We start from the raw sequence: 15372 nt of genomic DNA on the forward strand, positions 1-15372 counted from the left end.
GGACGATTAAACTAGTCCACTTTTAAAACAATGAATAGTCCGGTTTTTGATTTGTTAGTCCAGCTAGTATCCATAGACAAGTCTATTGTGCAGCCTGTTTATGTGCAAGTGGCACAGCAAATCATGAACGCCATACAACGAGGCTATTTGGAAAAAGGCAGCAAACTGCCCGGGACACGGGTTTTAAGTGAGTTATTGAACGTTCACCGTAATACTGCCGTGGCCATCTATGATGAATTGGCCTCGCAAGGATGGGTAAACATTATTCCCAACAAAGGAACTTTTGTGGTGGTTCCGGAAGATTCCGATATAAAAATCAAGGCAAGTACACAGCACATCAATCAGGCATACGAGTATCCAAAAAGTCCAGGGTTCCCCTTTCAGCAATCTTTTAATTTGGCATCTACCAAGGAGGAAACCTCTTCTAAACATGCTATAAGTGATGGTAAGCCCGATTTGCGTTTACATCCTGTGCATCAATTTTCCAGGTGGTATAGTGCTGCAATGAAAAGAAAGTCACTGATTAACAAATGGAACAGAACAAGTGCTTCCATCCCTTCCGTTTTTAGCACGCAACTTTGCAATTACTTAAATGCCACACGAGGATTTCATATAAACCCAACCAATTTATTGAATACACGTAGTACGGAAATGAGCCTATATATCGTTTCACAGGTGCTAATTGATCCGGGCGATTTGGTGCTGGTTGGGCAACTGAGCAATTATGTGGCCAATATGATATTTCAGCAAGCGGGGGCTAAAATAAAAACCGTGCCCTTAGATGAGGAAGGTTTGGATATTGGGTACATAAATGAGCATTTTATACATAAGAACATTCGATGTATATATGTTTGCTCTAACCGGGACTATCCAACAACAATAACTTTAAGCACCAAAAGAAGGTTGCAGTTACTGCAATTGGCCAAAACCCATGGTTTTGCCATAATCGAAGACGATTATGACCACGACTTTCAGTTTGAAGGATCTTCCATGTTACCCATGGCCAGTGCAGATGCCGATGGAAACGTTATTTATTTGGGCAAACTAGGTCAGTCTTTATTCCCGAGTTTTCATACGGGTTTTGTAGTGGCTACAGAACAGGTAATTACTGAAGCCAAAAATTATTTACAATTATTGGATACCCAGGGAGATTTAATACAGGAACAAATGCTTTCTGAATTGATATCCGAAGGCGAAATATACCGCCTCAAGAAAAAAAATATAGTTACCTACAAACAACGTAGAGATGCTTTAAGCACTTTATTAAAACAGCACTTTGCCAATATTCTTGATTGGCAAATACCTTCTGGAGGGCTCGCCATGTGGCTGCAATTTAAAAATCCCGTATCACTGGTAAAACTAGCCGAAAAGGCAGAGCAATTAGATTTATTCCTACCTAAAACAATTCTTTATCAAGATAAAAAGACCTGCGCCATTCGTTTTGGATATGGACATTTAAACAAAGAGGAACTCCAAATAGTAATGGAAAAATTAAAACAAGCTTATCTACAGGTAATAGCTGTATAAAACAAAAAGAGACCATTTAATGATGGTCTCTTTAAAGGGTGTCTTATATAAACTATTCTTCTTCTGAAGTCTCTTGGTCCATTATTTTCCTGCTGTTCCTTGCTAGTCGCCCTTAGTTTTTCTCCTAGCGAAACTGGTCTTATGCTGCATCAAGGTATCTCAAAGGTATCTTTTATCCCTTTCCGATAATTTTCCAGCGGTTACAGAATCTCTCAAAACATTCAAATTTATCTATATTGCAAGGAGGATAATTAATGACCAAAAAGCTGAATACCGCCGTGCTTAAAAAATTACGTCCCCTTAGGTATCATGATCTGGACTGGAAAACGGTCCTCTTTATTTTGGTCGTGCTCTCGGTCTTTATTCGTTTCCCATTCTTTTTTAGGGATTATGTGGATCGCGATGAGAGTACTTTCATCCTTATGGGACAGTCTTGGGTAAACGGGCATTTACCCTACACCCAACTTTGGGACCTTAAACCACCTATTACCTTTCTTTATTTTGCCATCATTATCAAAGTTTTTGGAAAAAGCTTTTTTGCCATTCGATTTTTCGGGGCTCTGACGGTAGCATTGACAAGTTTGTTCACTTATGGCATTGCCACAAAGATCACTTCCAAAAAAATTGCTTTTTGGGTTGGCATTTTCTGTGTCTTTTTTCAAAGCCTGTTCGGGAGCCTACAAGGAGTAATGTCCGAACATATTTGCACCTTCTTTTTTGTTGCTGGACTGTATATTCTGTTTTTGAAGAATGACCGAAAGTGGTTCTTTACTTCTGGTCTCCTTTTGGGACTATCGGTTATGACGAAACTGAACATGGCCTATCCTGTTTTATTTATAGGATGCTACTTTTTATGGCAGGGATTTTATGAAAACCACGCTTGGAAGAACATTAAAAACTTGGTTTTTATGGGCTCAGGTTTTGTCTTGACCATTGCCTTCATCGCATTGCCGTATTACCTCCAAGGAGACCTACAAATTTGGTGGGAATCTATTTTTGAAGCGCCCTTGGCCTATTCTGAGGGAAAGTTCCACTCGCCTCTAAAGACCTTGCCCTTCGCAATCATCATTTTAGGCCTACTGATTACCGGGTTTACACTGAAAATAATTGATTGGAAAGACAAAAAGCTTCAAATTTTAACCGTAGCGGTTTTTGGTATCTTATTATCCTTTATGCAGGCTGGTAAAGTAAACGGGCACTACCTGATTCAACTCTATCCGTTTATATTGATTCCCTTGGGTATGGCAGTGGCCAAGCTTCCACAAATCCACAAAAAATATAGACCTATCATCATTATCCTGCTGATCTTGATTCCCATGGAATCTTATCTGGAATATGGCAATATCATATCCAACAAAACAAAAAAAGGTTCTTTTTATAATGGGGAGGGCGTTGATGTGCCAAGATATATTGAGGAACATGGGCTGGAAACCAAGAATATCTTTTTTACAGAGTATCATATTGGATATTGGGTCCTTGGTGAAACACCTCCTACAAAAGCTGCAACACATCCCAGTAATATTACCCGTGAGGAATTATTCCCATACATGGATAACCCAAGAGAAACAGGTATGGAAGAACTCCAATACATTATGGAAGTTATACAACCCAAAACCTTGGTAGCCAGAAAAGGAAAGGAAATCTTTGATAAAAAACTGGTGGATTACAACACCTACATTGATGAGCACCTAGAAAAGCACTACATTTTGGAAGCTAGCGTGGGGAGAGGACTTATCTACCAACGGTTAGAATGATTTCTTTAGTGGTGCGGTATGCATCACCACTAAAATAATATCGATTCCAACATTCTTTTGCTTAAGTTTTTCCATCGTCAATAAAGTGTGATTGATGCTCCCCAAACAGTGTCGGTATCGCTCAGGGGAACCAATGATCCGGCTGTTACAAATAGTTTTATCTAGAGGGTCTTGTAATAAAATTGCATTGCATGCATTGGTACTTTCTGGGCTCAAAAAAAGGAAACAGTTTATAGAAGACACTGCTTCTGGAATAATAAATTTCCGATTTGGTGGCCTTACAATTTGGGCAGACTACTGGATTACCAAAATCGTCGGTAGCGTAGTTACGAACTTCATCAAAAATTTCCTTGGCTTTTTCCTTATCGGTCGAATACACTTGTAGCTTAACTCCTCCCAATGCTGCACTGATCAGTGGGTCGGAATTGATGGTGGCCTCATCCCTTAAAAAAACAGGGATGCCCTCTGCTTCCAGTTTTCCTTTGATAACCACGGCATCTGCTGGAAACTCAAATGTTCCCAAGGTGTAAAATTCGGTTTTCATGCGTCCAAATATTTATTGAGCAACAGCAACACTTGTTTTATTCCTTCTTTCGTGTTAAAGGCATGCAAACAAAATCGCAATCGTTACTCACCTTCTTTTACGGTGGGTGAAAGAATAGGTTTTACATTAAAACCTTCTTGCTGCAATTGGTTTGCTATTCCTTTTTACTTCATCATTTCCTGAAACTAGCACACATTGGATGTCGGACTTACTCGCAATGAATTTATCAGCTATCTGCAATCGCTCAATTTTTTGTTTAAAATAGTCGATATTTTCAAATAGTTCATGAAAATTTTCTCCATAACACAAATGTAGCACTTACGGTGATTAAACAGTATCTTAGTCGTTCTTAAACCTTTTCCGAAAATGAAATTTACCATTTCCATTTTAGCACTTTTCTCAGGGCTCTTGATCACGGCCCAAACCAATACGTATCAAATTTCTTTTGACAATGCCATCCATCACGAGGCAGTTATTGAAGGGAGTTTTCCCGATTTAACTTCGGATACTGTGGAGTTCAGAATGAGCAGGACTTCTCCCGGACGGTATGCCCTTCACGAATTTGCCAAGAACGTTTATGGTTTTGAAGCTACGGACAGTAAAGGAAACGTTTTAACCGTTACCCGCCCCAATCCTTATGCCTGGAAAGTTAGCGGACACGATGGCACCATCAACATCAAATATATTTTGTTTGCCAACCGGGGCGGGGGAACTTATTCCCAAGTGGATGAAACACATGCCCATTTGAACATTCCCGCAACTTTTATGTTTGCCCCTGAATTGAGCGAGCGTAAAATAAAAGTGACTTTTAACGTTCGCGAAGATTTGGATTGGAAAGTGGCAACGCAACTTCCTTTGGTATCGGGCACCACCTATTCGGCGCCGGACCTTTATTATTTTATGGACAGCCCAACGGAAATCAGCAATTTTATGCTTCGTTCTTTTGAGATAGATGGAAAGACCATCAACCTTGCACTCCATCACAATGGCACAGAAGCGGAAGCCGATGAATATTTTGAAAAAGTAAAAAAAGTGGTGCTGGCCGAAAAAGCGGTCTATGGTGAACTGCCTGATTTTGATTATGGGAACTACACTTTCTTGGCCTGCTACATTCCCAATGCCTCTGGCGATGGTATGGAGCACCGTAATTCTACCATTTTGATGAGTACCCGCAGTTTGGCCAATGGAGGAATGGAACGCAATATCGGTACGGTATCACACGAATTTTTTCATGCGTGGAACGTAGAGCGTATTCGCCCCAAAACGTTGGAGCCATTTGATTTTGAAGCAGCCAATATGAGCGGGGCTCTTTGGTTTGCCGAAGGCTTTACAAGTTACTATACCGGTTTGATTTTATGCCGAGCCGGACTTTCCTCACCAAAAGATTACGTTGAAGGATTGGCCGGAACATTTAACTATGTTTGGAACTCCCCTGCCCGACAATTTTTTAACCCCATAGAAATGAGCTTTCAAGCTCCTTTTGTGGATGCGGCAACCTCCGTGGACCCCGTTAACCGAGAGAATATGTTTATTTCATATTACTCTTATGGAAGTGTTCTGGGCCTGGCCTTAGATCTTTCCCTACGTGAGAATGGATTGACATTGGATGATTTTATGAAGCTCGTTTGGAAAAAATATGGAGCTACAGAAATTCCATATACCCTTCAAAATCTTCATGATGCGTTAAAAGAATACGCAGGTGATACGTTTGGAGATAATTTTTTCAATAATTACATCTATAAAAGCAGTATGCCCGATTACCGAGCATTGGCTAAATCGGTCGGTGTTGTTTTGGAACAGCCTAAAACTTCACCCTATTTCGGGGCCTACGTTTCCATGAGTGCCGATAAATCCGGTTATATGATTCTCAGAAATACGAAAATGGACAGCCCTGCTTACAAGGCCGGTCTGGATAATGGAGATGTGATTCTGAGCATCAATGATAAGCCCTTTTCAGAGGACCAATCTTTTGATGATTACTTGGGGCAATTCAACCTAGGAGAAGCTTTACAGGTAAAATTCAAGAGGTATGGAGCGGAAAAGACCACAGAAATGGTTTTAACACCAAGTCCGGATTATACTTTTAGTTTGATGGAAGATAAGGATCAAAAACCATCAGAAGAGATGCTCCAACAGCGAAAAGAATGGCTTAAGGTGGAATAAATGGTTCTTTACAAACAAGCGGAAAACCTAGAAGAGCTGGAACAAATACTGGATCTTCAGCAACGTAATTTACCTAAAAACATAACTGAAGAAGAAAGCACAAAAGAGGGTTTTGTAACCGTGGAACACACGTTGGATGTACTCAAAGCCATGAACGAGGCGTGTGGACATATTATCGCTGTCGATAAAAATCAAGTTGTGGGTTACGCCCTTTGCATGCATCCCAAATTTGCGGAGTATATTGAAGTGCTGCGTCCTATGTTCCGTGAAATTGATAAAATTTTTGAAGGCAAGTTAAACTATATGGCCATGGGGCAAATTTGTGTGGCCAAAAGTCATCGGGGACAGGGTATTTTCCGAAAGCTATATCAAACAATGCAAGAAAAATTACCCAAAGGTTTTGATGTGATTGTCACGGAAGTGGACGGTAAGAACAAAAGGTCTTTGGCAGCGCATGCTACCATTGGTTTTGAAACATTGACCATATACCATTCAGGTGAAAAGGAATGGCATGTTATTGCTTTGAAATAAAAAAGGGCCGCTCCAATGGAAGCGGCCCTTTTTTGTGAATGAATTCATTTATTTTAATCGGCTAGGACGATTATTTTATTGTCTTTCATCTCCACTGTACCACTTGTAATTGCCAAAACAGTCTCTCCATTGTTTCCTTTGGAAAACTTATCGGCAAAATCCTCGTCAATGGTGATGTTACCTTTCACTTTAACGTTTCCAGCTTGCAATAGGGACACGATAGGTGCGTGGTTCTCCAACATCTGGAACTCACCATTTACTCCTGGCACGGTAACCGAGGTTACATCGCCTGAGAATAAAGTAGCTTCGGGTGATACTATTTCTAAATACATATTTTCTCTTGTCATTCCCGTGTAAACGGAAATATTTTAATTTTGACTTAATTAATAATGGACCCCTGCTTTCGCAGGAATGACATTATGCTTCGGCCAACATTTTTTCTCCAGCCTCGATAGCTTCCTCGATGGTACCTTTAAGGTTAAAGGCAGACTCTGGCAAGTGATCTAGTTCACCGTCCATAATCATGTTAAATCCTTTGATGGTCTCTTTGATATCAACCAATACCCCAGGAATACCAGTAAACTGCTCTGCTACGTGGAAAGGCTGAGACAAGAAACGCTGTACACGTCTTGCTCTACCAACGGCCAATTTATCTTCTTCAGAAAGTTCCTCCATACCCAAGATGGCAATAATATCCTGAAGCTCTTTATAGCGCTGCAACAACTCTTTTACACGTTGTGCACAATCGTAGTGTTCTTTACCCAAAATCTCAGGAGTCAAAATCCTAGAAGTCGAATCCAAAGGATCTACCGCAGGATAAATACCCAACTCGGCAATTTTACGGGAAAGTACGGTAGTTGCATCCAAGTGAGCAAATGTTGTCGCTGGTGCAGGGTCCGTCAAGTCATCCGCAGGTACGTAAACAGCCTGTACAGATGTAATGGAACCTCTTTTTGTTGATGTAATTCTTTCCTGCATGGCACCCATTTCTGTTGCCAATGTTGGTTGATAACCTACCGCAGATGGCATACGACCCAATAGTGCGGACACCTCGGAACCTGCCTGTGTAAAACGGAAAATGTTATCCACGAAGAAAAGAACGTCTTTTCCCTGTCCTTCTCCCGATCCATCACGGAAATACTCTGCAATGGTTAATCCAGACAATGCCACACGGGCACGTGCTCCTGGTGGTTCGTTCATCTGACCGAACACAAAGGTTGCTTTGGATTCCTTCATTGCTTTTTTGTCTACTTTGGACAAGTCCCATCCTCCTTCTTCCATGGAGTGCAAGAAATCATCACCATATTTTATAATACCGGACTCCAACATCTCACGAAGCAAATCGTTTCCTTCACGAGTACGCTCTCCAACACCTGCGAACACGGACAAACCACCGTGACCTTTTGCAATGTTGTTGATCAACTCCTGAATCAATACAGTTTTACCTACCCCGGCACCACCGAACAATCCAATCTTACCCCCTTTTGCATAAGGCTCAATAAGATCAATTACTTTAATACCTGTGAAAAGTACCTCAGTGGAAGTGGAAAGATCTTCGAATTTTGGTGCTTCCCTGTGAATGGGAAGTCCATTGTCTCCAGTTTTAGGCAATTCCTCCAAACCATCGATAGCATCACCGATCACATTGAATAGACGTCCGTAAACATCCTCGCCAATTGGCATTTGAATTGGATTTCCAGTAGCTACTACCTCTACACCTCTACTCAATCCATCGGTAGAGTCCATAGAAATGGTTCTTACGGTATTCTCACCAATGTGTGATTGTACTTCCAAAACCAATCTTGAGCCATCAGCTTTTGCAATTTCAAGGGAGTCATAAATTCTTGGGATCTCTACCCCTGATTCAAACTCAACATCAATGACCGGGCCTATAATTTGGGCAACCTTACCTGTTACTTTAGACATTAGTACGTTTATTTTTAATTGAATACGCGGAAACTAACCGCTATTTTTTCGGCTGCAAAGATATGCTTTTACATTCTTATTCAGAAACCGATTTTCAGTTTTTTTTAAAGAAAAAAGGCGTTGGATTTCCCAACGCCTATGCTTTTTCTTATTTACTGTTGTCTAAGGATTTATGGTCCAAGACAAATAGTAGATTGAACCAATAAAACCAGTTCCTATCGCTGTGTAGTACTCATCTCCCAATAGGTTGGAACCACCCGCCTTGAAAACAGACTTGATGGAAGGAACCGAATAGTTGATCTGTGCATCCAATACGGTGTATGCAGGAATCTCTCCATCAGCAAAAGAAGCTTCCCAGAAATAGCTATCGCTCCATCGGTAGTTTACGTTAAAACCAAAGTTTTTAAATAGTGCCGTATTTCCAAAGGAGGCCTTAACCTTATGCTTTGGTGTATTAAAGTTTGTTCTTACATCTGGATATTTACCTTCATCTATATCCAATTCTGCAAAGGTGTAGTTCACTCCTAAATCAAAGTTTCCAATTTTGGTATCCACACCAACTGTACCACCATAAGAATTAATTTCAGCCTCCGAGTTGGTGTATGTTTGATACACCTGATAATCTCCATTCTGCAATGCCAATAACGATAGACCTCCATCCCCTGCTTCTCCATAAAATGGAACTGCAGTAGTTGTGTTGGCCAAGAAATTAGTGTAACTATTGTAATAGCCACTTAAATCAACGGTAAACTTGCCTACTTGAGCTCTATACCCAGCCTCATAAGCTGTTATCTCTTCAGGCTGTACCAAGGGCGTATTTACTGCTTGAGGTGCTCCAGCTTGCAAAGAGCTTGTGGAATATGCATTTTCATAGGCATCGCGACCCACTAGTTGCACAGTGGATTGTCCGATAAGGGCTTGTCCGCTTTCACTCACATTGAATGTACGCACGTCCCTATCTAAGTTAGCAGGTGCCGAACCTACCAAAATGGCACGTCCTGCATTCAAGCCGATAAACAAATCTTGGGTAGTCGGGTTTCTAAATCCTTGTTGCACCGAAACCCTTAGGTTATGGTTTTTTTCTTCACCCAAGGTATAGGCAAATGAAACTCTTGGAGATACAAATCCATCAAAAAATTCATTTTTATCATAACGTGCAGAACCAGTGAACTTCAAACGATCGTCCAGAAATTTCTTTTGTACCTGAAGGTACACTCCATACTCGTTGTATTTGATCGGACCATCAATATCGGTAAAGATGGTTCCTTGAGAGTTCAACTCATATTCCCTAAATGAACCCCCTATTTGGATATCTGCCCAATCATCGATAAGGTGAGCGATATTGTAGTTACCGTTTACATGACGGAACTTGGTCTTATCAATAAATTTGGCTCCAGTGGTTAAATCCCCATTGTTTATTACGCTGTTAAAGGCCCTTTCAAAACCAGGCGTTCCAGGAACCAATCTTCCTTGGTCTGCTGCTTGTCTACCAGCAATGTGGGCTTGGGCAGAAGCCTGTTCTGGAGTAAGCCCTGCTCCCTGAATCCCTCCCAAATACGTTGGGATGTAAGCAGTGGCATAATCGGTGAACCATTGTGTATCCGATTTCCATGCCCTGTTTACATTAATTGCCGCAAAACGGGTATCATAAGCATCTCCTGAGTTTTCAGAGACAATATATCCTCTGACAAAAAAGTTGTCGTTCTTGATTTCCAATCGATGTTGCTGCATGGTAAACCCAGCTACGGCATAGCGGTTGGCTCCTTGATAGATCGTGGTACCTCTACCTATTCTGCTATTAAGGATAACTTCCAGGTCATTTGCAAATGGCCTGTAGTGCAATGCAAAATCTGCCTTAACACTTTCTGCATTATAGTTGGCCAAATCGGCTTCGTCATAACCAGTTCTAGATATAAAAGCAGAACCAACGGTTCCAGAAGGAAATCCTGCGGCAGCATCAAAATCCAATGTTGTAGCGACCTCATCCCCGTATACGTTTAATCCATCATAGCCTGGGTTAGAACGATCAGCTCCAGGATTGTTCAAATCCACTCGGCTGTTGGCATGCCAATCCTCACCTGTTAAAACAGATAAGTTTGCTTTAACAGCCAACTTATCGCTAAAGGCATGGGCGGCACGAACACCAAAATCTTTGTAAAAGTTGCTTCCAGCGGCATCTTGTGTAGTTACCCCACCTTTGGCATAAGCACTTATCCCTTGGAAATCGAATGGGTTTTTACTGGTCATGAACAAAATACCGTTAAAGGCACCTGCACCGTACAAAGCGGATGAAGCTCCCGGAAGAATCTCTACACTCTGCACATCCAGTTCGGACATCCCCACAAGGTTACCCAACACGAAGTTAAGTCCGGGCGCGGTATTGTCCATACCATCTACCAACTGCAAAAACCTGTTGTTGGCAAAGGTTGCAAAACCTCTTGTATTTATGGATTGAAAAGTTAAACTGTTCGTATTAATATCAACACCTTTCAAATTTTGAAGTCCACCATAAAAAGATTCTGCCGTAGTATTTTTGATTTCCCTCAATCCAAATCTTTCAACAGATACGGGAGATTCAAAAATACGCTCCGGTGTTCTTGACGCTGAAATCACAATTTCGTCCAACATGGTATTGGCTTCCGAAAGTGTTATGGTAAGCGTTTGATTATTTGAAGTCACATTGGCTGTAAAATTAGAGAAACCAATGCTGGAAAATTCTAGCTGAAACGGGGGCTCCTCATCAGTGTTAAAGGTGAAATTTCCATCAAAGTCCGTAGTGGTCCCTTCTGCTTTGCCCACCAATACAACGTTTGCTCCTGGTATGGGCTCATTATTTTCATCAACTACCTTTCCCTGTACGGTGGTCTGACCATAGGTTGCCAAACCCAACAGCATTAGGGAAACAAACATAAGTTTTTTCATTTGCTATGGATTAGAGTTAATTTAGTTTTTGCGCATGTTAAGTATCAGTCGGGAAGATACATTTTTTTTTATTTCAATTATACAAAATTGAAAAAAATTATGCATGCATAATACTTTTTTGATAAAAAATCCCACTCAAATATAAGTTTTCAACAAAAAAGGCACCAAAATTGGTGCCTTTTTTGTTCAATTATATGTTTTATATATCATTATTCTACCGTAACCGACTTTGCCAAGTTTCTTGGTTGATCTACATTACAACCTCTCATTACTGCGATATGGTAGGATAACAATTGTAATGGAATTGTTGTCAATAAAGGGGAAAGACTTTCCGAAGTATCAGGAACCTCGATTACATGGTCCGCCAACTCTTTTACGGTTTCGTCTCCCTCTGTTACCACAGCAATAATTCTACCTTTTCTTGATTTTATTTCTTGGATGTTACTGACCACTTTTTCGTAATGTCCTTTTTTAGTTGCAATTACAACCACAGGCATTTGCTCATCAATCAGTGCAATGGGTCCGTGTTTCATCTCAGCAGCTGGATACCCCTCTGCATGAATGTAGCTTATTTCCTTTAACTTTAGCGCTCCTTCCAAAGCTACCGGGAAATTATATCCTCTCCCCAGGTATAGGCAATTGGACGAATCTTTGTAGGTCTCGGATATTCCCTCCACCAAAGTATTGGACAACAATGCCTTTTCCACTTTGGCAGGAACTGCTTCCAACTCTGCTAAAAATTCTTGATATTTAGATTGGGACAATGTTCCTTTTTCTTGCGCCAATTTTAAGGCTATCAAGGTTAAAACTGTAATCTGTGTTGTAAACGCTTTGGTCGATGCCACCCCAATTTCTGGTCCGGCATGGGTATAAGCACCCGCATGTGTTTCCCTTGCTATGGAAGAACCCACTACATTGCAAACCCCAAATACAAATGCCCCCCTTTCTTTGGCCAGTTTAATAGCTGCAAGCGTATCTGCCGTTTCTCCTGATTGGGAAATAGCTATCAAAACATCATTTTCTGTAATTACCGGGTTTCTATACCTAAATTCCGAGGCATATTCTACCTCCACAGGAATCCTAGCCATATCTTCAAAGATATATTCAGCTACAAGCCCAGCATGCCAAGAAGTACCACAGGCAACAATAATGATTCTATTGGCATTTAAAAATTTTTCCAGGTTTTGATCAATCCCTGCCATTTTTATAATTCCCTTGTCGGCCAACAAACGCCCTCTGTAGGTATCCATAATGGCCTTGGGTTGCTCATATATTTCCTTGAGCATAAAATGATCGTACCCGCCTTTTTCTATCTCTTCCAGATTAAGCTGAAGCTCCAAAATATTCGGGTAGGCAATGGCATCATCCTTTATTTTGCGAAGTTTGATTTCCTTGCCGATTCTTACGATGGCCATTTCCTCATCTTCCAGATAAACTGCATTATTGGTGAACTCTATAAAAGGTGATGCGTCTGAAGCAATAAAATATTCGTTTTCACCTATTCCGATGGCAAGGGGGCTACCTAACTTAGCAACCACGATTTCATCTGGTTTATTTTTATCGAAAACAGCTATCGCATATGCCCCAACAACTTGGTTCAGTGCAATTTGAACAGCTTTACCCAGTTTAACACCTTCTTTGTTCTTAACCTCTTCTATTAGATTTACAAGTACTTCAGTATCGGTATCCGACTCAAAAGTGTATCCTCTTTTTACCAGTGCTTGTTTAATGGATTCATAGTTTTCTATGATTCCATTGTGTATAATTACCAAATCACCTGAATTGGAATAATGTGGATGAGAGTTTACATCATTAGGGACCCCATGGGTTGCCCATCGTGTATGTCCCAAACCTAATTTTCCATTTGTGGGAATGGAGGTCTCTACTTTGCTCTTTAAATCTTCTACCTTTCCCTTGGTTTTGGCAAGATGGATATCCTCTCCATCAAAAAGGGTTACCCCTGCACTATCGTAACCTCGGTATTCGAGTCTTTGCAAGCCTTTAATAATAACCGGGTAGGCATCTCTATGACCAATGTAACCAACTATTCCACACATAAGATACTTTTTTAGTTAAAAACCATTTGGGGGGTTTGGTATTCAAATTTAAAGGCTATAGGTTAAAAAGTGTAGTTATGGTTCTTTAAAACGATAAAAGTTCAAAAAACTACGATAAGTCCACGCTTTCTAGTTGGCCTCGGTATAGTAAATCTCCAATTTGAGTTTTTTCTCTTCTTCCTCACCGCTTACATTGCTTCCATAAAGAACTGTTCCCAATGGACTTACGGCAGCAGCAACTGGATAATCGACTCCTTCAGCATTGCTCCCGATAGCTTCTTGAAGCAGCGTGATACCAATATTTGGTGTTAATGTTAGGCCCAACTTAGCATTTACAGAATCACGAACAATAATATTATTGATATGTTCCGTTATTCGTATGGTATATTTTAAACCTAAGTCACCGTCTTTTTCCAACAACCCATCATGATTTGGAAAATACCTCAATGGGTTGGTTCCTGAATTTGATGTAACGATTTCATTTGAAGCATCGAACAAAGGTCGATTGTTCTCTGCATTGTAAAGGTAAAGTCTAGGTGGTTCAACAACCGAGGCATCCACAGCTTGGCGATCAACATAAAAAACCAAATTAGCTTCATTTACAATCCAGTTTTTCTGTTTTATCTGATTAATGATACCCGAACCACCGTTCTCGGTTTCATCAAAAAGCCTCACCTCCGCAAGAGTGGCCCCTCCTTTCACATAAATTCTAGAAGCATTTTCGTTGTTGTCGATTGCATTTACAACTTCTGGAGGTAACATTTCATTTTCAAAGACATTTACGGCATTGCCCGTAATTCCCGCAGAAGTTCCTACCAAGAAATTTAGGGTGAAATCCCTTTCGGACTTCACCACATCATCGGCCTCTGCATCATAATCATCATACTCGTAGGTAATGGTAATGTTAGCTTGTGTCAAATCCAGAAGGAACATAAGTTCATCCATATCGGTGCCGGACAAATGTATTCCTCTGAAAAAGTTTTTAAAATTGGATTGACTCAGTAATTCTGGCTGCCCTTCTTTATCCAATATGTTTTCTTGGAAAAAATCAGGATTTAATGCAATTCGTATACCTGGATTGAGTCTATTGGTCACTTCTAGGGATTCATCAATATTTTCCGTGTCCGGATCGTCTTCATTCTCCCGGAACAGCAGTTCCTCATCATCAATGGTAACTTCACCATTAAAAAGTGTCTCACCAATAAAACTGGAAAAATCTTGATTGGAATAATATTCCTGGGCTTCTGCAAAATTTGAATTTGGGTCAAGCTCTCGAAGAAAATAATTGGACCTCGAAACAATCAGGTTAAAAGGCTGCGACCTATCACCATAAATACTGTCCAAATCAAACCTGTTTGGGTAGGAATTAGCCACAAAGTCATCTCCGGTTCCATCTTCATCCGGGTCAAAAGGATTGGAGCCTTGGATCCGTTCTTGGTTATCGCTTACGCCATCCCCATCAAAATCCGAATTTGGGTCATTCACATCATCACCGCTTTCGAACTCGTCATCCACACCATCTCCATCGGTATCCGACGAAGGGGGCAATTGGAAGGGAATATACAAATAGACTTCCTTGACCGTTTCGTTCTCTTGAATGGTAGATTCATTATCGTCCGAATCTGCTTCGTCTTCGCTCGACTGTGTTAAATCACCAAAGGTTGGTGAAACACTGGGCAGTGACAATTGGGAAATTATACTTGCCTTCCTTTTTCCATAAATGGGGTCGTTGAAAGTACCCAATTGATATAAGGGTAACCTGTTGGTCTGTACGGCAGTTATTCCTTTATTGTAGGCAAAAACATCATACTCCACCTTGCCGGTCGTAAAGGGCTCTCCTGAAATAACACCTTCACCTATGGTGTCCAATTCGTCTTCACAAGAGGCAAGCAGTAAAAACAAAGTCCCAACCAATGCCGAAACTTTGAAAATCTTGGAAAATCTCATT

10 protein-coding genes are annotated in these 15372 nt (G+C 40.8%); 4 read left to right on the plus strand and 6 right to left on the minus strand.

From position 1 onward, the window contains the following. Positions 1–30 precede the first annotated feature (30 nt). Both J0654_RS09205 and J0654_RS09210 read left to right on the plus strand, forming a co-directional pair. Positions 31–1527: an aminotransferase-like domain-containing protein gene (locus J0654_RS09205; RefSeq protein ID WP_207028184.1), complete on the plus strand. Its 1497-nt coding sequence runs from the start codon at positions 31–33 to the stop codon at positions 1525–1527. 254 nt (positions 1528–1781) lie between these two features. Then, on the plus strand, positions 1782–3281 hold the full coding sequence (locus tag J0654_RS09210) for an ArnT family glycosyltransferase (RefSeq protein WP_207028186.1): 1500 nt from the start codon (positions 1782–1784) through the stop codon (positions 3279–3281). A gap of 157 nt (positions 3282–3438) precedes the next feature. Here J0654_RS09210 and J0654_RS09215 read toward each other — a convergent pair whose 3' ends face one another. Continuing rightward, complete coding sequence (locus J0654_RS09215) at positions 3439–3825, minus strand: putative signal transducing protein (RefSeq protein WP_207028188.1); 387 nt, start codon at positions 3823–3825, stop codon at positions 3439–3441. A gap of 366 nt (positions 3826–4191) precedes the next feature. Between J0654_RS09215 and J0654_RS09220 the strand changes: the two genes are divergently transcribed. Further along, positions 4192–5988 carry a M61 family metallopeptidase gene (locus J0654_RS09220; RefSeq protein WP_207028190.1) on the plus strand — a complete coding sequence of 599 codons (1797 nt, stop codon included), beginning with the start codon at positions 4192–4194 and terminating at the stop codon, positions 5986–5988. Next, positions 5989–6519 carry a GNAT family N-acetyltransferase gene (locus tag J0654_RS09225; protein ID WP_207028192.1) on the plus strand — a complete coding sequence of 177 codons (531 nt, stop codon included), beginning with the start codon at positions 5989–5991 and terminating at the stop codon, positions 6517–6519. It abuts the gene before it with no gap. Between the two features lie 53 nt (positions 6520–6572). Here the strand turns inward: J0654_RS09225 and J0654_RS09230 are convergent, their stop codons facing one another. The 5 genes from J0654_RS09230 to J0654_RS09250 all read right to left on the minus strand — a co-directional run bounded on the left by J0654_RS09230 (position 6573) and on the right by J0654_RS09250 (position 15371). Next, complete coding sequence (locus J0654_RS09230; protein WP_207028194.1) at positions 6573–6851, minus strand: F0F1 ATP synthase subunit delta/epsilon; 279 nt, start codon at positions 6849–6851, stop codon at positions 6573–6575. A gap of 85 nt (positions 6852–6936) precedes the next feature. After that, entirely contained in the window at positions 6937–8445 is a 1509-nt protein-coding gene (gene atpD / locus J0654_RS09235) for a F0F1 ATP synthase subunit beta (protein ID WP_207028196.1), read from the minus strand. Between the two features lie 162 nt (positions 8446–8607). After that, positions 8608–11367, minus strand: a complete 2760-nt coding sequence (locus J0654_RS09240) for a TonB-dependent receptor (protein ID WP_207028198.1) — start codon at positions 11365–11367, stop codon at positions 8608–8610. Positions 11368–11576: 209 nt separating this feature from the next. After that, a complete protein-coding gene (gene glmS, locus J0654_RS09245; RefSeq protein ID WP_207028200.1) occupies positions 11577–13424 on the minus strand; it encodes a glutamine--fructose-6-phosphate transaminase (isomerizing) in 1848 nt (615 codons plus the stop codon). 129 nt (positions 13425–13553) lie between these two features. After that, positions 13554–15371, minus strand: a complete 1818-nt coding sequence (locus J0654_RS09250; protein ID WP_207028201.1) for a DUF4270 domain-containing protein — start codon at positions 15369–15371, stop codon at positions 13554–13556. Position 15372 lies beyond the last annotated feature (1 nt).

It is taken from the genome of Flagellimonas profundi (assembly GCF_017313275.1).
GTDB classification, from domain to species: domain Bacteria; phylum Bacteroidota; class Bacteroidia; order Flavobacteriales; family Flavobacteriaceae; genus Flagellimonas; species Flagellimonas profundi.